Annotated in this window: 13 protein-coding genes and 1 pseudogene; 10 read left to right on the forward strand and 4 right to left on the reverse strand. The window is 61.1% G+C overall.

Translation table 11 applies throughout. The features are described from left to right. Positions 1-41 precede the first annotated feature (41 nt). The 5 genes from glyQ to ACZ415_RS04600 all read left to right on the forward strand — a co-directional run bounded on the left by glyQ (position 42) and on the right by ACZ415_RS04600 (position 6,397). Positions 42-1,016: a glycine--tRNA ligase subunit alpha gene (gene glyQ, locus ACZ415_RS04580; protein WP_344701770.1), complete on the forward strand. Its 975-nt coding sequence runs from the start codon at positions 42-44 to the stop codon at positions 1,014-1,016. Then, entirely contained in the window at positions 1,016-3,082 is a 2,067-nt protein-coding gene (gene glyS, locus ACZ415_RS04585; protein ID WP_344701772.1) for a glycine--tRNA ligase subunit beta, read from the forward strand. The genes glyQ and glyS overlap by 1 nt, the downstream gene beginning before the upstream one ends. Positions 3,083-3,195: 113 nt before the next feature. Continuing rightward, on the forward strand, positions 3,196-3,765 hold the full coding sequence (gmhB, locus tag ACZ415_RS04590; protein ID WP_344701774.1) for a D-glycero-beta-D-manno-heptose 1,7-bisphosphate 7-phosphatase: 570 nt from the start codon (positions 3,196-3,198) through the stop codon (positions 3,763-3,765). 193 nt (positions 3,766-3,958) lie between these two features. Next, a complete protein-coding gene (locus ACZ415_RS04595; RefSeq protein ID WP_344701776.1) occupies positions 3,959-4,453 on the forward strand; it encodes a DUF3015 family protein in 495 nt (164 codons plus the stop codon). A gap of 87 nt (positions 4,454-4,540) precedes the next feature. Continuing rightward, positions 4,541-6,397 (forward strand): Lnb N-terminal periplasmic domain-containing protein, encoded by a 1,857-nt coding sequence (locus ACZ415_RS04600; RefSeq protein WP_344701778.1) that lies wholly within the window; start codon positions 4,541-4,543, stop codon positions 6,395-6,397. 145 nt (positions 6,398-6,542) lie between these two features. On the opposite strand, the gene gyrB is transcribed toward ACZ415_RS04600, so the two are convergent. The 4 genes from gyrB to dnaA form a co-directional block, all read right to left on the reverse strand. Beyond that, the gene (gene gyrB / locus ACZ415_RS04605) at positions 6,543-8,963 is read right to left on the reverse strand and encodes a DNA topoisomerase (ATP-hydrolyzing) subunit B (RefSeq protein WP_344701780.1); all 2,421 of its coding nucleotides are present in this window, start codon (positions 8,961-8,963) and stop codon (positions 6,543-6,545) included. Between the two features lie 39 nt (positions 8,964-9,002). Then, on the reverse strand, positions 9,003-10,151 hold the full coding sequence (recF, locus tag ACZ415_RS04610) for a DNA replication/repair protein RecF (protein WP_464387767.1): 1,149 nt from the start codon (positions 10,149-10,151) through the stop codon (positions 9,003-9,005). Between the two features lie 72 nt (positions 10,152-10,223). Continuing rightward, positions 10,224-11,327 carry a DNA polymerase III subunit beta gene (dnaN, locus tag ACZ415_RS04615; RefSeq protein ID WP_344701783.1) on the reverse strand — a complete coding sequence of 368 codons (1,104 nt, stop codon included), beginning with the start codon at positions 11,325-11,327 and terminating at the stop codon, positions 10,224-10,226. A 63-nt stretch (positions 11,328-11,390) separates the two neighbouring features. Next, positions 11,391-12,854 carry a chromosomal replication initiator protein DnaA gene (dnaA, locus tag ACZ415_RS04620; protein ID WP_344701785.1) on the reverse strand — a complete coding sequence of 488 codons (1,464 nt, stop codon included), beginning with the start codon at positions 12,852-12,854 and terminating at the stop codon, positions 11,391-11,393. A 615-nt stretch (positions 12,855-13,469) separates the two neighbouring features. On the opposite strand from dnaA, the gene rpmH reads away from it, so the two are divergent. The 5 genes and pseudogenes from rpmH (at position 13,470) to ACZ415_RS04645 (ending at position 19,289) form a co-directional block, all read left to right on the forward strand. Then, a complete protein-coding gene (rpmH, locus tag ACZ415_RS04625) occupies positions 13,470-13,604 on the forward strand; it encodes a 50S ribosomal protein L34 (protein WP_344701787.1) in 135 nt (44 codons plus the stop codon). Between the two features lie 13 nt (positions 13,605-13,617). After that, the gene (gene rnpA / locus ACZ415_RS04630) at positions 13,618-13,998 is read left to right on the forward strand and encodes a ribonuclease P protein component (RefSeq protein ID WP_344701789.1); all 381 of its coding nucleotides are present in this window, start codon (positions 13,618-13,620) and stop codon (positions 13,996-13,998) included. Positions 13,999-14,123: 125 nt separating this feature from the next. After that, positions 14,124-15,818: a membrane protein insertase YidC gene (yidC, locus tag ACZ415_RS04635; RefSeq protein WP_344701791.1), complete on the forward strand. Its 1,695-nt coding sequence runs from the start codon at positions 14,124-14,126 to the stop codon at positions 15,816-15,818. 86 nt (positions 15,819-15,904) lie between these two features. Further along, a complete protein-coding gene (gene mnmE / locus ACZ415_RS04640) occupies positions 15,905-17,293 on the forward strand; it encodes a tRNA uridine-5-carboxymethylaminomethyl(34) synthesis GTPase MnmE (protein ID WP_344701793.1) in 1,389 nt (462 codons plus the stop codon). A gap of 298 nt (positions 17,294-17,591) precedes the next feature. Beyond that, a pseudogene (locus tag ACZ415_RS04645) lies at positions 17,592-19,289 on the forward strand (TonB-dependent receptor plug domain-containing protein). Positions 19,290-19,325: the final 36 nt, after the last annotated feature.

The raw sequence follows: 19,325 nt of genomic DNA on the forward strand, positions 1-19,325 counted from the left end.
TACTTGACGGTCTGTGAATTCATGGTCAACGGGGCTTTGCGATGAGTGTTTCAACCAATAGCGCGACACCCGACGTGTCGACGTTCCAGGGCTTGATCCTGGCCTTGCAGCAGTACTGGGCCGAACAGGGCTGCGTGGTGCTCCAGCCGCTGGATATGGAAGTGGGCGCGGGCACTTTTCACCCGGCAACGTTTCTGCGCGCCATCGGCCCGGAAAACTGGAACGCCGCCTACGTACAGCCGTCGCGGCGCCCCACCGACGGCCGCTACGGAGAAAACCCCAACCGCCTGCAGCACTACTACCAGTTTCAGGTGGTGATGAAGCCGTCGCCGGCCCACTTTCAGGATTTGTACCTGGGCTCGCTCAAACGTCTGGGGCTGGACCCGCTGGTCCACGACGTGCGCTTTGTCGAGGACAACTGGGAATCCCCTACGCTTGGCGCCTGGGGGCTGGGCTGGGAGGTCTGGCTCAACGGCATGGAAGTCACCCAGTTTACCTACTTTCAGCAGGCCGGCGGCATTGAGTGTTTCCCGGTCACCGGCGAGCTGACCTACGGTTTGGAGCGCATCGCCATGTACCTGCAGGACGTGGATAGCGTCTACGACCTGGTGTGGACCGTCGCCCCGGACGGCAGCCGCGTGACCTACGGCGATGTCTACCTGCAAAACGAGCGCGAACAGTCGGCCTACAACTTTGAGCACGCCGACGTGGACTACCTGTTCAAGGCCTTTGACCATCAGGAAAGCGAATGCGCCCGCCTGCTGGACGCCGGCCTGCCGCTGCCCGCCTACGAGCAGGTGCTCAAGGCATCCCACACCTTTAACCTGCTGGACGCCCGCCACGCCGTCTCGGTGACCGAACGCCAGCGCTTCATCCTGCGCGTGCGCACCCTGGCCCGCAACGTGGCCAGCGCCTACTACGCATCTCGCCGCGCGGCCGGCTTCCCGCTCGCCGCCGAAGCGCTGCGCAATGAACTGCTCAATGATGAACCTGTGAACGACCAGGGAGACGCCTGATGGCCACGGATACGCTGCTACTCGAACTTGGCTGTGAAGAACTGCCGCCGGCGGCCCTGGACGCTCTGTCCGACGCCTTTGCCGAGGGCATAAAAAGCGGCCTGGAAGCCGCCGAGGTGCCCTTTGGCCGGGTGCGGGCGCTTGCCTCGCCGCGCCGGCTGGCGGTGGTCGTTACCGAGCTTGCCGCAAGCCAGCCCGACCGCGAAATCGAACGCCGCGGCCCCGCACTCGCCGCCGCCTTCAAGGACGGCGCGCCGACCAAGGCCGCCGAGGGCTTCGCCCGCTCCTGCGGGGTGGCCGTGGATCAGCTGATCGAGCTGGAAACGCCCAAGGGCACCTGGCTTGGCTTTCGCGAACGCCAGGCAGGCGAGCGCGTCAGCGCGCTTTTGCCCGGCATTCTCAACAAGGCGCTCGACGCGCTCCCGGTGCCCAAATACATGCGCTGGGGCGATACCCGCACCGAGTTTTCCCGCCCTGTGCACTGGCTGGTCGCGCTTTACGGCCGCGAGGTCGTCGCCGCTGAAGCTTTGGGGCTGAGTGCCAGCCGCACCACCTACGGCCACCGCTTTCACGCGCCGGACGCGCTGCAGCTGGCCCACGCCGACGACTACGTCGCCGCGCTGGAAAACGCCTTTGTGCTCGTCGATCGCGAACAGCGCCGAGAGCGCATCCGCGAGCAGGTGCTGGCCGAGGCCGAGGTCAACGAGGCCACCGCCGTCATCGACGAGGACCTGCTCGGCGAAGTCAGCGGGCTGGTGGAGTGGCCGGTGGCGCTGACCGGCAGCTTCGATGCGCGCTTTCTGGACGTGCCGGCGGAGTGCCTGGTGTCGTCCATGCAGGGCCACCAGAAGTATTTCCATTTGCTCGACGAGCACGGCCGGCTCAAGCCGCTGTTTATCACCGTGGCCAACATTGAAAGCCGCGACCCCGCGCAGGTCATCGCGGGTAACGAAAAGGTCATCCGCCCGCGCCTGGCCGACGCGGTGTTTTTCTTCGACGCCGACCGTAAGCGCACCCTGGCCAGCCGCCGGGCCGAGCTTGGCAGCATGGTGTTTCAGCACAGGCTGGGCACGCTTGCCGACAAGGCGCGGCGCAGCGAAGCCGTGGCCGCCTTTATCGCCGAGCGCATCGGCGGCGAGCCGGCCCACGCCAAGCGCGCGACCCAGCTTGCCAAGTGCGATCTGGTCACCGAAATGGTGCAGGAATTCGCCGAGCTGCAGGGCGTGATGGGGCGCTATTACGCCGCCGAAGACGGCGAGGCCAGTGAGGTCGCCGTCGCGCTTGAGGAACAGTATCTGCCGCGTTTTGCCAGCGATTCTATTCCGCAAACGGCCACCGGCAAGGCCCTTGCCCTTGCCGACCGGCTGGATACGCTGACCGGCATTTTCGGCATCGGCCAGCGCCCCACCGGCGCCAAGGACCCCTTCGCCCTGCGCCGGGCCTCCATCGCCGTGATCAATATTCTGGTCGCCGGCGAGCTGGATCTGGACCTGCGCGAGCTGCTGACGCTGGCCGCCGAGCAGCACGCCGATCTGCCCGGGGCCGACACCGTGGTCGACGACGTGCTGACCTACATGCTCGACCGCTTCCGCGCCTGGGGTCAGGATGCCGGCATCAGCGCCGAGATGTATCTGGCCGTGCGCAAGCGCCCGGTGACCAAGCCGCTGGACTTCGCTCGCCGGCTATACGCGGTCAAGGCGTTTGCCCAGCGCGACGAAGCCGCCGCGCTTGCCGCCGCCAACAAGCGCGTGTCCAACATCCTCGCCAAGCAGGACCACGACGGCAGCACCGGCGTAAACGCTGAGCTGCTCAGCGAGCCGGCGGAAAAGGCGCTGCTGGAAGCGCTGGGCAACCGCCGCGAAAGCGTGGCCCCGCTGCTGGCCGAAGACCGCTACACGGACACCCTGGACGCCCTGGCAACGCTGCGCGAGCCGGTCGACCGCTTTTTCGACCAGGTAATGGTCATGGCCGACGACGACGCCGTGCGCCGCAACCGCCTGGCGCTGCTGGCCAGCCTGCAGGCGTTGTTCCTGGAAGTCGCGGATATTGCCGAGCTGCCTCAGTAACCCGGGCCGCACCATAACGGACGAGAAAGCCCGGCACTTGCCGGGCTTTTTTTATGCGCCACCTTCGCGCACCGTGTCATGTTTCACGTGAAACACTTATCCAGGATCAAGATATGAAGGCGATAACCGCCCCGCTATCCCTTTTGCCAACGCGCCTGATCATGCTCGATCGGGACGGGGTGATCAATCAGGACTCCGACGCCTACGTCAAAACCATCAACGAGTTTGTCGTCTATCCCCAGGCCGTTGACGCCATCGCCCGGCTGAGCCGGGCCGGCTATGCCGTGGCCGTTGCCACCAATCAGTCGGGCATTGCCCGGGGCTATTTCAATATCACCACTCTGGAACAGATGCACGCGCACCTGCACGCACAGATAGCAAAAGCCGGCGGCCGGCTCGATGCCGTTGCCTACTGCCCCCACGGCCCGGAAGACGGCTGCAGCTGCCGTAAGCCGCTGCCCGGCCTGCTCTATCAGCTACGCGACAGACTGGGCCTTGAGACGCTTGCAGGCAGCTGGATGGTTGGCGACAGCCTGCGCGACCTGCAGGCCGGCACGGCCGCCGGCGCCCGCCCAGCGCTGGTGCGCACCGGCAAGGGCGCACGCACTGAAGCCAGGTGCTACGCCGCCGATACGCCGGTGTTCGACGACCTAGCAGGTTTTGCCGACTGGGTGCTGGAATAAGCGCGGTTTGCACACAGGGCAGAAAACATCAGAATAATTGATTAACTATATTTAACTTTTTGACTTATTGTGCAAAAATCATGCATTCATTTTTCGTACTTCTTACCAATAAAAACATACCAGATATCGGGCATAGGTTGGCCTGCCCGATCCATCGCCAAGGCCAACATCAGGAACAAGGGATGACACCTGGATGAAATTTTCTTTTACAACCGCCGCCGCCCTCACTGGCAGCCTGCTTGCCTTGAGCGCCACATCAGTCAGCGCTTCGGATGACATCAATCCATGGCAGCACTGCGGCATCGGCGCCGCTATCTTTGACAGCAACACCACGGCTGCCGCGCTTTCCAACGTTATCTGGGATTCGGGTACCACGGCCGTAACGTCGGCGACGATGTCTCCCGAGACTTGTAACAGCAAGGAAGTGGAAGTCGCCCAGTTTATCGATGAAAGCTACGATCAACTGGCACTGGAAACCGCCATGGGGGAAGGTGAGTATCTTAATGCAGCACTGAGCCTTATGAACTGTCGTCACAGCGCCACTCAAGACAACGTGGTACGCCAGCTTCGTTCGGATCTGTCGGCCGCCAGCGCAGTGTCCAGCTACACAGAGCAGCCCTACGCTGCAAAAGCCTACGACTACTACAAAAGCCTGAACCAGGCCACGGCCGACTGCAGCGCTAGCTAAAATCCAATAGCAGGTGATGTATAAAGGCCGGCCAGCCCGGCCTTTTTTATCCTTTCCTTTCTTGCACGCCCCACAGGTACTATCTCCATGCGACGCCTTACGGTGGCGCTGACGGCGGCTCTATGCCTGTCAGTTAGCACAGCTCATGCTCGTTTGAATGCTCTGGCCGGCGACCCCCAGTGGCTTTCAATGCTGCATTTCGACCGCGACGGTTTATTTGATCAGCCGCGCAGTGCCGTACTCGACAACGACTTTTTTTTTGCCCCGGATGGCCGCCATTCTCCTCAGCGGGAGTTACGTGCCACCCTGAACGCTTTGCGTCAGCCGCCGGTAGAGGGCAAGACTCACGCACGCTGCCGATTTCCCGCGCGCGCTTTGTGGCTCACCCGCAAACTCGGGGAGCAGTGGCCTGAAGCCTCCTGCCCGGAATGGGAAGCCTGGCAGCAACGGCACGGACAAACAGCGCCTACACTGATATTTGCTTCTGGCTACTTGGGCAATCCGGCTTCTTTTTTTGGCCACTTGATGCTGCATCTTGAGCAAAAGGCCTCACCGCAGGACGCTGCGTTTTCCTACCTGATGGATACAAGCCTCAATTTTGGCGCTGACGTACCCGAAAACGACGGACTTGCCACCTATATGGCCAAAGGGCTTTTGGGTGGCTACCGAGCCCGATATTCGCGTGCGCCTTTCTATCGCAACACCACGCTGTATTCAGAACGCGAGATGCGCGATCTCTGGCAGTACCGCCTGGCACTGTCAGAGCCCGATCGTGAGCTTTTGGTCGCTCATCTTTATGAAATCATGGGACACGATTATGAATACCTTTTCCTTACCCAAAATTGCGCTTCGCGTATTGCACGCACCCTAGAACTTGTCGTGGATGAGGACCTGACACCTGGCCATGCCCCCTGGGTCGCACCGGAAGCGCTGATTCGTGCCGTCGGCAAAGCCCATATGGACGGCACGCCGCTACTTGCCGACGTCCGCCACGAACCTTCAAGGCGGCTAAAAACGCAGTGGCGATACCACGACCTTACGCACAACGAGCAGCAGGCCGCTCAGGCCGTTTGGCCATTGATCAATACGCTTGCGTTGCACGCCCCGCGTTTTCAGCGGCTGAAAGAAAAGCGCCAATCGGCCGTTCTCGATACGCTGCTGGGGCATGCTGCTTTTCTCAAACAAACCGGAGAGGCAGCAGAGCTGGCCGGCATTGAGCGGCAGCTGCTTCAGGCACGCCTTGAATTACCTGCCGGAGCAGCTGCGCTCCCTGAGCGCGATATCCAACCAATCCATGAAAGCACGCCGCCGGGGCTCGTACGGATTTCCGGCGTTCATAACAGCGAACTGGGCAACGCGGCCAGGCTAACGCTTCGCCCTCTGCAGTATGACCTTCTGGACAGCAATGCCTCACGCATGCCGGATGCAGCACTGGAGATGGCACGGACAGAGCTGGACTTCCACGAAGGTTCTGTCCGGCTGCGACGCTTCGATCTATTCCACATCACGAACCTTCACGCTCGCAGCGTGCCGCTCCCTGATCTGCCAGGCACGGCCTGGCATGCCTCCGGCAGCGTTTACCGCGCCCGCCTGAGCTGCGATAACTGCCTTGAGGGCGGCGTGACACTCCTGGCAGGAAAATCATCCCGACTAGGCCGGCACCTCCCCTTTGCGCTGTTCGGAGGACAGCTGCGAACCACGCGACATCAGACAGGCCCGCTCGCACCTGCCGTACAGCTGGGCCTTCTCAGCAACTGGAGTACGCATCAGCGTACACTGATGAAAATCACTCGAACTGATGCCTTGAAAGGCAAAGCAGGTCAAACAACACGCTGGGAAGCGCAGTATCGATGGCGTCTGGGCAAAACCCTTGACCTTCGCGCAGGCGTAGAAGGAGATGATCAGGCGCATGAAATTCGCGTCGGTTTTTCAACCTACTGGTAAATTTTCAGGCTAGCGCTTCTTGTTTTGCGCCCAAATAAAAACGCCGCTTGAATAAGCGGCGTTTTTTGTTGCACGTACTGCGCAAAACTACGATACGAGCCCGATAGGTTTCACGTGAAACATGGCCGTTGTCGTTTATGCACGATCAAATATCAATATTGGCCACCAGCGCGTTGGACTGGATAAAGTCACGGCGCGGCTCGACTTCATCCCCCATCAGGGTATTGAACATCATGTCTGCGGCGATGGCGTCTTCAATGCTCACGCGCAGCATGCGCCGGCTTTCCGGGTCCATGGTGGTTTCCCACAGCTGCTCGGGGTTCATTTCGCCCAAGCCCTTGTAACGCTGTACGGAAAGCCCGCGCTGGCCTTCCTGCATCAGCCAGGCGAGTACCTCAGCGAAGCTTGCAACCGGCTTTTTGCGCTCGCCTCGGGTAATGTGGGCACCCTCTTCCAAAAGCCCGGCAAGCGCCTCGCCCATCACCGTCATGGCCCGGTAGTCGGCGCTTTCGAAAAAATCCAGCCCCCAGACGTAGCTGTTGGTAACGCCGTGGGCCACCAGCGATACCGCCGGCAGATGCAGCCCGCGCTCTTCGTCTTCGTGCAGGTAAAAATGGTAGCGCGGCCCGCCTTCGTAGGCGGCCTTGCTGTCCATGAGCTGCTGAACCTCATCAATCCAGTTTTGCATGGTGACGCGATCTTTCAGACTTTCTTCGCCGGAAAGCGCCGAGGCCTGCACCATCTGTTCCAGCACGGTGAACGGATAAATCCTTGAGAGGCGTTCGATGCGATTCATCACTCCGCGGTACTGGGTTACCAGCGCTTCCAGCTGCGAGCCGCTGATGCCCGGCGCGTCGGCGTTGACGTAGAGCTGGGCGCCGTCCAGCGCGGTGCTGGTGAGGTAGTCCACCATGGCCTGCTCGTCTTTGAGGTAGAGCTCCTGCTTGCCGCGCTTGACCTTATAAAGCGGCGGCTGGGCGATGTAGACATGGCCGCGTTCGATAAGCTCGGGCATCTGGCGGAAGAAAAACGTCAGCAGCAGCGTGCGAATGTGCGAGCCGTCAACGTCGGCGTCGGTCATGATGATAATCGAGTGGTAGCGCAGCTTGTCCGGGTTGAACTCTTCGCGACCGATGCCGCAGCCCAGCGCGGTGATCAGCGTGCCGACTTCCGCCGAGGAGAGCATCTTGTCAAAGCGGGCTTTTTCGACGTTGAGAATCTTGCCCTTGAGCGGCAGGATCGCCTGAATGCGCCGGTCGCGCCCCTGCTTGGCGCTGCCGCCGGCGGAGTCGCCCTCCACCAGATAGAGCTCGGACAGGCTGGGGTCTTTTTCCTGGCAGTCGGCCAGCTTGCCCGGCAGCCCGGCGATATCCAGCGCGCCCTTGCGCCGGGTCATGTCCCGGGCCTTGCGCGCGGCTTCACGCGCGCGGGCGGCGTCAAGCATCTTGTTGACAATGGCCTTGGCTTCGTTGGGCTTTTCCACCAGGTAATCGGCCAGCAGCCGGCCCATTTCCTGCTCGACGGCGGTTTTCACCTCGCTGGAGACCAGTTTTTCCTTGGTCTGGGACGAAAACTTGGGGTCCGGCACTTTTACCGAAACAATCGCCGTCAGCCCTTCCCGGGCGTCGTCACCGGCGGTGCTGACCTTGGCTTTTTTCAGCAGCCCCTCGGCTTCGATGTAGTGGTTGAGCGTGCGCGTCAGCGAGGCGCGAAAGCCGGCCAGGTGGGTGCCGCCGTCGCGCTGGGGAATATTGTTGGTATAGCAGAGGATATTTTCGTTGAAGGTATCGCTCCACTGCATGGCCACTTCCACTTCCACGCCGTCGTCACGCTCGGCGGTAAAGTGAAACACCGGATTGAGCACCGTTTTGCTGCTGTTGAGGTGCTCAACAAACGCCTTCAGGCCGCCTTCGTAGCGAAACAGCTCTTCCTTGCCGCTGCGTTCGTCCATCAGCCGGATGGCAACGCCGGAGTTGAGAAACGAAAGCTCGCGCAGGCGCTTGGCCAGGATGTCGTAGTGGAATTCAATATTGGCGAAGGTTTCCGCCGAGGGACGAAAGTGCACGCGGGTGCCGCTTTTGTCCGTGGTGCCCACCACGCCGAGCGGGGCCCGGGGAACGCCGTGGTGATATACCTGCTCAAACACGTCACCCTGGCGCCAGACGGTCAGCCGCAGCTCTTCGGACAGCGCGTTGACCACGGAAATGCCTACACCGTGCAGCCCGCCGGATACCTTGTAGGAGTTGTCATCAAACTTGCCGCCGGCGTGGAGCACGGTCATGATGACCTCGGCGGCGGAGACGCCCTCTTCTTCATGGATCTCGGTTGGAATGCCCCGGCCGTTATCGCTTACGGTGACCGATTCGTCCGGATGAATGACCACGCGGATCTCGCTACAGTGGCCCGCCAGAGCCTCATCGATGGAGTTATCCACCAGCTCAAATACCATATGGTGCAGCCCAGTGCCGTCGTCGGTATCACCGATGTACATGCCCGGACGCTTGCGCACCGCGTCCAGCCCCTTGAGCACCTTGATGCTGGATGAATCGTAAGCCTGATCGCTCATTGACCACTCCGTCGTGAAGTCTGTCGCGTTCCGTGTCGCCTAGCCTTCCACCAGCCGGCCTGACGCCGGCCGGCCCGGCTCCTCCCCGTCGGCATGTTTCACGTGAAACATTTTGGCCGCCGCCTGGGGGAGCCAGCGGGCACCCGGTTCAACGCTGGTAATAAATGCTTGGCACTGCATGGCGCCCAGCAGCTCGCCGAAGCGCTGCCGATAGCCGTCGTCCAGCTCTGCCGGCAGGTCATCAATCAGATAAACACAGTGCCGGCCGGGCGCGCTGGACGCTGACATGCTTTCCAGAAGCCGGCCCTGAGCCAGCTTGAGCGCGCTCACCACCAGTTTCTGCTGGCCTCGGGAAAGCACCTCGATCGCCGGTTTTTTGTACACCCGAATGCGCAGATCCGCCCGCTGGGGGCCCTGCTGGGTAAACCCCATCTGGGTATCGGTGCCGCGCCCGGCGAACAGCGCCTCGCTCAGCGAGCGCTGCCTGTCCCAGCCACGGGCGTAGTGCAGGGTCAGCCCGCTAAGCGGCAGCAGCGCTTTCAGGGTTTCTTCAAACACCGGCAAAAAAGCGCGAAACCACTCGCGGCGCAGCCGATCCACGGCCTCGCCGTGAGCGGCCAACTCCTGCTCCCATACGTCCAGCTGGGCGGCGTCCAGCGCGCCGTCCATTCTACCACGCCTGAGAAGCGCATTCCGATGTTTCAGCGCCCGGCGTGCGCCCTTCCAGGCGGCTAAAAACGCATGTTTCACGTGAAACACGCCCCAGTCGAGAAACTCCCGCCGCCCCGCCGGTGAGCCCTCCAGCAGGCGAAAGGCATCCGGATTGATCAGCTGTAGCGGCAGGGTTTCCACCAGCTCGGCCAGGCGCACGCCGCGCTCGCCGCGCAAACGCAGCTCCAGTTCACGCTCGTCACGCAGCCGGCGAACGCCAAGCGTGGCACCGCCGCTGCCGTCTTCCCGAGCGGCCAGGCGGCCGAACAGAGCCAACTCGCGGGCGTCGTGCTGGATGACGTTTTTCAGCTGGCGGGTACGAAACGAGCGTCCCATGCCCAGGATATGAATGCCTTCCAGCAGGCTGGTCTTGCCGCTGCCGTTGGCGCCGGTGATCAGGTTGATACCGGCCGCCGGCGCCAGAGACAGCGGGTCAAGGTTGCGCAGCCCGTGAAACGTTAGCTGCTCGATACTCATGCAGGACTCATGTGGGCACCCAGTGGCAATAAACGAAAAGAAAACGGCGCTACAGCCACAGTTTGCGCGGCATTACAGTCGCATAGGCATAATTACGTAAAGCGCATCGCCGCCGCCGGGCTCTTCCAGCAGCGCACTGCTGTTGGGGTCGGCCAGAGTCACCTGCACACGGTCTTCGCCCAGCACGCTCATCACATCGATCAGATAGCCGACGTTAAAGCCCATCTCCATGGCCGGGCCGTCGTATTCCACAGCGACGCTTTCTTCGGCCTCTTCCTGTTCGGGGTTGTTGGCCATGACCTTGAGGTTGCCGGCCTCCAGGTATAGCCGTACGCCGCGGTATTTCTCGTTGGACAGAATCGCTGTGCGCGACAGCACCTGGCGCAGCTCGGCGCGCTCGGCCAGCATGACCTTGTCACCCCCGCGCGGTATCACCCGTTCGTAGTCGGGGAATTTGCCGTCGATGAGCTTGGAGGTGAACGTAAAGTCGCCGGTGTGGGCGCGCACGTGGGTTGGCCCCAGGGTGAGGCTGACCGGCTCGTCGCTGTCGTCGAGCAGCCGCGTGAGCTCAAGAACGCCCTTGCGCGGCACGATCAGCTTTTGCGGCGCGTCAACGTTGACCTCAAGCTCGCGCGAGCACATGGCCAGGCGATGGCCGTCGGTGGCCACGGCGCGTAGCAGGCCGCTTTGCATTTCCAGCAGCATGCCGTTGAGGTAGTAGCGCACGTCCTGCTGGGCCATGGCGAAGGCTGTGGCGTCCATCAGGCGCTTGAGCGTGCCGCGAGGTACGCTGAGCTCCTGGCTGGCGTCGGTGCCCTCAATGCCGGGAAATTCTGCCGCGGGAAGCGCAGACAGGGTGAACCGCGAACGCCCGCTGACCAGCAAAACGCGCCGATCTTCCACAGACAGCTCGATTTCGGCCTGCTCGGGCAGCGATTTGCAGATATCCATCAGCTTGCGCGCCGGCACGGTAATCGCTCCCGGCTGCTCTACGGCGCTGGCCACGGTGCGCCCGATCAGCTCGACCTCAAGATCACTGCCGGTCAGGGCCACCTGATCACCGTCGATGTCAATCAATACGTTGGAAAGCACCGGCAGCGTCTGGCGGCGTTCCACTACGCCTGCCACCAGCGTCAGCGGGCGCAGCAGCGCTTCTCGGGAAATGGAAAATTTCATCAAGGCTCCGGTTTCGACTTGAAGGATTGGAATGGCGCCATTTGCGCCTTTTGAAAGGCGCCGTCAGCTGGTCAAAAGGCGCAGCAGATTTTTATAGTCTTCGCGAATATCGGCGTTTTCTTCCTGCAGCGCACGCACCTTGCGGCAGGCGTGCAGCACCGTGGTGTGATCGCGCCCGCCGAAGGCATCGCCGATCTCGGGCAGGCTGTGGTTGGTCAGCTCCTTGGCCAGCGCCATGGCCACCTGACGCGGACGCGCCACCGAGCGCGAGCGCCGTTTGGAGAGCAGATCCGCCACCTTGATCTTGTAATACTCGGCCACGGTGCGCTGGATGTTGTCCACCCCCACCTGCTTGTCCTGCAGGGCGAGCAAATCCTTGAGCGACTCGCGAATGAAGGTTTGGGTAATAGGCTTGCCCATGAAGTGCGAGTCGGCAATGACTTTTTTCAGCGCGCCTTCCAGCTCGCGGACGTTGGAGCGAATCTTCTGGGCGATAAAAAACGCCGCGTCGTGGGGCAGGTCCACCTTGGCCTGATCGGCTTTTTTCATCAGGATCGCAACCCGGGTTTCCAGCTCCGGCGGCTCGATGGCCACCGTCAGCCCCCAGCCAAAGCGTGATTTCAGCCGCTCTTCGACGCCGCTGATTTCCTTGGGGTAGCGATCCGAGGTCAAAATCATCTGCTGGCCGCCTTCCAGCAGCGCGTTGAAGGTGTGGAAAAACTCTTCCTGGGAGCGCTCCTTGCCGGCGAAAAACTGAATATCGTCGATCAGTAAAGCGTCGACGCTGCGATAGAAGCGCTTGAAATCGTTGATGGCGTTGAGCTGCAGCGCCTTGACCATGTCGGCGACGAAGCGTTCGGAATGCAGATACACCACCCGGGCGTTTTCCCGACGCCCGGCCAGAGCGTTGCCCACCGCATGCATCAGATGGGTTTTACCCAGCCCCACGCCGCCGTACAAAAACAGCGGGTTATACGCCCCGCCGGGGTTTTCCGACACCTGACGCGAAGCGGCCCGGGCCAGCTGGTTGGATTTGCCCTCAACAAAGGTATCGAACGTGAAATTGGCATTCAGCCCGCTGGTGTGTTTGAGACTGCCTTCCACCTGCACCTGCCGTTCGCCCGAGGGACGCGGCGTTTGCTGGCTAAGACCGTTGACGGCGTGCTCGCCGCCTGCGCTGCTGCGAGGAGGCGAATGCGCCGCCGAGCCGGTGCTGGCCGGTGCGGCCGACACCGGGTTGCCCAGCTCCCGCGGGTCAGGGGCGGATGCAGCGGCGGCGCGGCGGCTGCCTACGCTCAGGCTGACGCGAGGCGGCTTGGCAGGGGCAAGTTCGCGCATCAACTCGCTGATTCGCTTGGCATATTTATCGCTTACCCAGTCACGCACGAAGCGATTGGGGGCCAGCAGAAAAAGCTCGTTGGCTTCTCCCTGCTCGGCCTGCAGCGGGCGTATCCAGGTATTGAACTGCTGGGAGCTAAGCTCATCTTGCAAGCAGTCCAGGCACTGATGCCAAAGCGCGAGTGACACTTATCTCACCATGGGATTGAAAAAGGTCGGCCATTGTAGCGCTCAGCGACGCTGTTATCCACATGCAAATACGCACGACTCTGCCTGTGGATAACCTCTTGGTAACATGGTGATTTCTCGTTGATAACCGCTGGATAACTCGGGGGATAACCGAATTGCTCCAAAGCGTCCACTGCTTCGTCACAGGTTATGCGCACTTTTTCCAACGCTTACCCACAGACTTTTCATCTATCTAGCCGTTTGATTCACGCAGTGAAAAATGAGTTATCCACAGATATGGCCTGCACCAATAATAACAACAGCAGTAGACCTTTAATAACAATAGTAACTGTTATGTCCCGATGCCCGCGCCTGTGCGGCATGGCCGTTTTCCCCATTTATCCCGGGCGTGGGTCCAATCAAGCCAGACCCGAATTCGCTCAGAAACGCCGATAACGAATCACAAACCGGCAAAACGCACGCCGGTCGCTTTGGAATTCGCCACGGAAAAATTGCACCGGGCGGATGGAAGCTCTACAATTTGCGGTCTTTCATTGGATATCCCCGTGCGGCGGCTGCCGGACAGGGGCTTCCAGCATTGATGTTTCGTCCTAAACCACGTGGGAATCACCAGTTATGAAACGCACTTTTCAACCCAGTGTTATCAAGCGCAAGCGCCTGCACGGCTTTCGTGCCCGCATGGCCACCAAAAGCGGTCGGGCGGTCATCACCCGCCGCCGTGCCAAAGGCCGTAAGCGTCTGAGCGCCTGATCAAGCGTTGGGTGTGTCCCGTCAAGGTTTTCCCCGCGCGCTGCGTCTGCTAAGCGCCGGGGATTTCCGTTACGTTTTTGCGCAAGCCGATCTGAAAATCCACGCGAAAGGCATGCTGGCACTGGCCCGTTTCAACGACGGCGATCATGCGCGCATCGGTCTGGTAGCGGGCAAGAAAAACGTCAAGCTTGCCGTCGAGCGCAACCGCTTCAAGCGCCTGACCCGGGAGTCGTTTCGCCTGCGCCAGGAAACGCTGCCTGCCGTTGACGTGGTGATACTTGCCCGGCGCGGCGTAGACGACATGGACAACGCCATGCTGCAACGCCAGCTACACGGGCTATGGAAACGGCTAAAGCGCGAAGCCTTGCGGCGCAGCGGCGCCCCCAGGACATAACGTGACGCTTGATGCCAACACGCCGCTCGACCCCGGCCTGCCGTACGGCAGGCTTTTGCACGTCATGGGTCGGGTAAAACAACACTGCGCCATTGCATGTTCATCACCCAGCGGGCAGAACCCTCATGGACGTTAAACGACTGATATTAGTGATTCCACTGGCAGTACTTGCGTACCTGCTGGTGGTCCAATGGAATCAGGACTACGGGCAATCGGCAAAGCCTGCGCCTGCCGTTGAAAATACCCGGCTTGATAGCGCTACAAACGGCAAAGCCGGTACGGCCAGCACCGACGACAACGGCCTGTCTGTTCCTGATAAAACGCCGTCTGCCAAGACCGACGACGATGCCAGCCTGGCCGATGCCGGCGATGAAAGCCGGGGCCGCGACGTGATCGCTGTGACCACCGACGTGCTTGACGTGCGTATCGACCCGCACGGCGGCGACATCGTGTATGCCGCCCTGCCGCAGCACAAGCAGACGCTGGACACCGAGCGCAACTACGTGCTGCTTTCCGACAACAGCGTGCGCAGCTACGTCGCGCGTTCCGGCCTGCAGCTCGGCGGTGACGCCAGCCGTATTGCGTTTACGCCGGAAAAAACCGAATACCACCTAAGCGAAGACGAAGATCGGCTTGACGTCGACCTGAAAGCAGAGGTCAACGGCGTTGAAGTGACCAAGCGGCTACGCTTTACGCGCGGCGACTACGCGGTCAACGTGCGCTATCTGGTCGACAACCAAAGCGAGACACCGGTGGATGCGCGCTTTATCGGCCAGCTGGTCCGCGATGACAGCCCGGACCCCTCCACCGGTTCCGGCGTAGGCATGCGCTCCTTTTTGGGGGCGGCCTACTCTACCCCGGAAAACCGCTATGAGAAGGTCGACTTTGAAGACATTCAGAAAGGCAACGTAGAAAACCGCGAAGCCGAGGGCGGCTGGATCGCCATCCTGCAGCACTATTTTGTCTCTGCCTGGGCGCCGCCGCAGAACCAGCAAAACCTGTACTACGTCACCACCGATGCCAAGGGGCGCAACGTCGCCGCCTTTGCCGGCCCCACCAAAGAGCTTGGCGCCAGCGAACAGACCACGCTTGATGCCACGCTCTACATGGGGCCCAAGGTGCAGGACTACCTGGAACAGGTCGCCCCCAACCTGCGTTTGACCGTGGACTACGGCTGGCTGTGGTTCATCGCCAACCCGCTGTTCTGGCTGCTGGACAAGATCCACGACGTGATCGGCAACTGGGGCTGGTCGATTGTGCTGCTCACCGTGCTGGTGAAGGCCGCGCTGTTCCCGCTGTCGGCCAAGGCCTACCGCTCCATGGGGCGGATGCGCAAGCTCGGCCCGGAAATGAAGCGCATCAAGGAACGCTTCGGCGACGATCGCCAGAAGATGTCCCAGGAAATGATGAAGTTCTACCAGAAGGAGAAGATCAATCCGCTGGGAGGCTGTCTGCCTATCGTGGTGCAGATGCCGGTCTTCATTGCGCTTTACTGGATGCTGCTGGAATCCGTCGAGCTGCGCCACGCGCCGTTCATGTTCTGGATTCAGGACCTGTCGATCAAGGATCCGTACTTCATCCTGCCGATTCTGATGGGCATTTCGATGTTCGTTCAGCAGCAGCTCAACCCCACGCCGCCGGATCCCATGCAGGCCAAGATCATGAAGATGCTGCCGGTGATCTTCACGTTCTTCTTTTTGTGGTTCCCGGCCGGTCTGGTGATCTACTGGGTGGTCAACAACGTGATTTCCATCACCCAGCAGTACTTTATCACCCGACAGATCGACAACGATCCGAGTATTGGCAAGGGCAAGACCTAGCGTTTGGTTGAGCCTGTTACCGTACCCTCCGAACCCCCGCCCCTGCGGGGGTTCGGCGTTCCGGCAGCTGCCCACAGAGAGCCCCTATGGCCGATTACTTTTACACCCCCGATACCATTGCCGCGCTTGCCACCCCGCCCGGTCGCGGCGGCGTAGGCATTATTCGCCTGTCCGGCCCGCACAGCCGGGAAATGGCCGCCGCCGTTCTCGGCCGCTGCCCGGCCCCGCGCTACGCCCACTATGGCCCTTTTTACGGAAGCGCCGCCCTGCACGGCGAGCGCGAGATTATCGACGAAGGCATTGCGCTGTTTTTTCCCGGGCCGCATTCGTTTACCGGCGAAGACGTGCTGGAGCTGCACGGCCACGGCGGCCCGGTACTCATGGACCTGCTGCTTGAGCGCTGCGTGGCGCTGGGCGCGCGGCTGGCCCGGCCCGGCGAGTTTTCCGAGCGGGCGTTTCTCAACGACAAGCTCGACCTCGCCCAGGCCGAAGCCATTGCCGATTTGATCGACGCCACCTCGCGCTCGGCGGCACAAAACGCCGTGCGCTCGCTACAGGGCGAATTTTCCCAGCGCGTCGCCGGGCTGGTGGAGCGCCTGATCGAGCTGCGCATCTACGTCGAGGCGGCGATCGACTTTCCCGAGGAGGAAATCGACTTTCTCGGCGATGGCCGCGTGGCAGCCATGCTCAACGCCGTCATGGCCGAACTGCGTAAGGTGCGCGCCGCCGCCGGCCAGGGCGCGCTGATGCGCGAGGGCATGAGCGTGGTGATTGCCGGGCGGCCCAACGCCGGCAAGTCCAGCCTGCTCAACGCGCTCACCGAGCAGGACACCGCGATTGTCACCGACATCGCCGGCACCACCCGGGACGTGCTGCGCGAGCATATCCACATCGACGGCATGCCGCTACACGTCATTGACACCGCCGGGCTTCGCGACACGCCCGACGCCATCGAAAAAATCGGCGTGGCCCGGGCCTGGGAAGAAATAGAAACCGCCGACCGCGTGCTGCTGCTGGTCGACGCCGCTACCACCGACGCTACCGATCCGCGCGCGATCTGGCCCGAGTTTGTCGATCGCCTGCCGGATACTGGGCGTTTGACGCTGGTGCGCAACAAAATCGATACCAGCGAAGAAACGCCGGAAACCGACTTATCCACAGCCCACCCAACCGTGCGCCTGTCGGCCAAAACCGGGGCGGGTGTGGATAACCTGAAAGACCACCTGAAATCCATCATGGGCTTTAACGCCACCACCGAGGGGCGTTTTTCCGCCCGCCGGCGCCATCTGGACGCCCTGGACCGCGCCGCCGCGGCGCTGGACAGCGGCCAGGGCCAGCTCACCGGCTTTGGCGCCGGCGAGCTGCTCGCCGAAGATCTGCGCGACGCCCAGCAGGCGCTTGGCGAGATCACCGGCGAGTTCAGCGCCGACGACCTGCTGGGCGAAATTTTCGGCAGCTTTTGTATTGGCAAGTAAAGCGGGACGTTTGAAGCAATAAATGAATGCGAATCAATTTCAATCGCTTTATTTTTCGCTATAATGCGGCCCGCCGTACACACCACATCACAAAGGCACCCCCATGAAGAGAACACACTGCAAACGCATCGCGCCCTGCTTGGCCGGCCTGACGATATTGCCGGCGCAGATGGTTTTGGCGGCTGACGCTGAGCTCGAAGAGATGGTGATTACCGCCAGCGCAGGGCTGAAAACCACACGGCTTGAAGCGCCGGCCACCGTGACGGTGATCGATGCCCAGGAGCAAAGCAAATACCAAATGGCCGCTGACGTGGGGGAACTGATCGCTGATGCACCCGGCGTGAACGTATCGTCGCAGTCAAACGGTTCACGCGGTGTTCGCATTCGCGGCATGAGCAACGAGTACACCCAGGTGCTGTTGAACGGCCGGCGCTCCTACACCAAAGAGGCCTTGTGGCGCGGAAGCGATAACGCCTTGAGCCTTACCCCGAGCATTGCCATTGACAGCATCGAGGTGATCCGCGGCCCCATGTCGACGCTTTACGGAGCGGATACGATGGGCGGGGTTGTGAACGTGAAAACCCGCAAGCACAGCGGCGTTGCAGAAGGCGCTGTGAGCGTGGAAGGCCAGCATAACCAGGGGGACGAAAACGGCAACGGCCAGGTGTACGGCGTGTATTATTCAGCGCCGGCAACCGAATCTTTGAGCTATACCGTTTACGGCAACTATCTGGATGTCGACGAGTCGTTCTACGACGATCATCCCGACGCCACCAAACACCGCTCTCAGGAAAACTACAACCTGGTCAACCGGTTTGATGTTGCCCTGGATGAGCAAAACAGCCTGGATCTTGAAATTCAGCTGTCAGAAGAAAACCAAACGGGCACATCGCTGTTTCGAGGGCGTTCCTATGAGCAAGAGCGCGCCCTGAACCGCTACACCCTTGGCTACGGCTACCAGTCCGCCACCGCCGAGGCAGACGCCCATGTGTACTACAGCGACTTTGACGTTGACTACGACACGCCTGCCTCTGACATCACTGAGACAGACTACGGCAGCGATGCACAGGCGGTCTTTTTTATAGAGGACCATACGGTGACGGTGGGTGCTGAAGCGCGAAACGCGGAAATAGAAAACACGCGCATTGCCGGCGGCTCAACCGATAGAACCAGCTCCGCTGCGTTTGTGGAAACAACCCTGGCGCTGGCCGACACAACGAAGCTGACCTTGGGCGGGCGCTTCGATCACGACACCTTGTTTGACGATGAATACACCTACCGGGGCTATCTGACCCAGTCGCTAACCGATAGCTGGAGTTTGAAGGCGGGCGCCAGCACCGCTTTCAAGGCCCCTACCATGGCGCAAATATCGCCCTCCTATTCCGCGCCGGGCTGCGCCGGCAGGTGCAGCGTCAACGGTAACCCTGATCTGAACGCCGAAACGGGCACGTTCAGCGAACTGGGCGCGTACTACGCAAACGGCGCCACCTCTGCCAGCGCCACCCTGTTCTACAACGAAGTTGACGACATCATCAGGATGGCAACAAATCCCAGTCCCACAAACGATGATGTGTCTTTTATCAACGTCGACGAAGCGACGCTCAAGGGAGTAGAACTCTCTGTAAAGCAGCAGTTTGCAAAAATGGACCTTGATCTTTCCTACACCTACCTGGATGCGTAGGACAATCGCGGTGACGTTCTCGTCGGCACCTCAGAGCATGAAGCTTCGTTGAAAGCCAACTGGTTCGCCAGCCCCGTGATGGATGTATTTGCCAGAGCGCAGTACAGAAGCGAGGTAACCGGTGAGCTGGGCAATAACGACGTTGCCGATGCCTATACCACGCTAGACGTCGGCATGCGCTACAGCCTGCTGGCCGATGTTGATGTAAAACTGGGGCTTAACAACATAACAGATCAGGAAATATCAAGCCCGGATACCTACAGCGAGGTGCTCAAGGGCCAGACCTACTATGCCGGGCTGAGCTACCGCTTCTAGGGATCAGCCAGCGTTTGCTGCCTTGACCTGGCCGCT

The sequence above is a fragment of the Halomonas cibimaris genome, assembly GCF_055379665.1.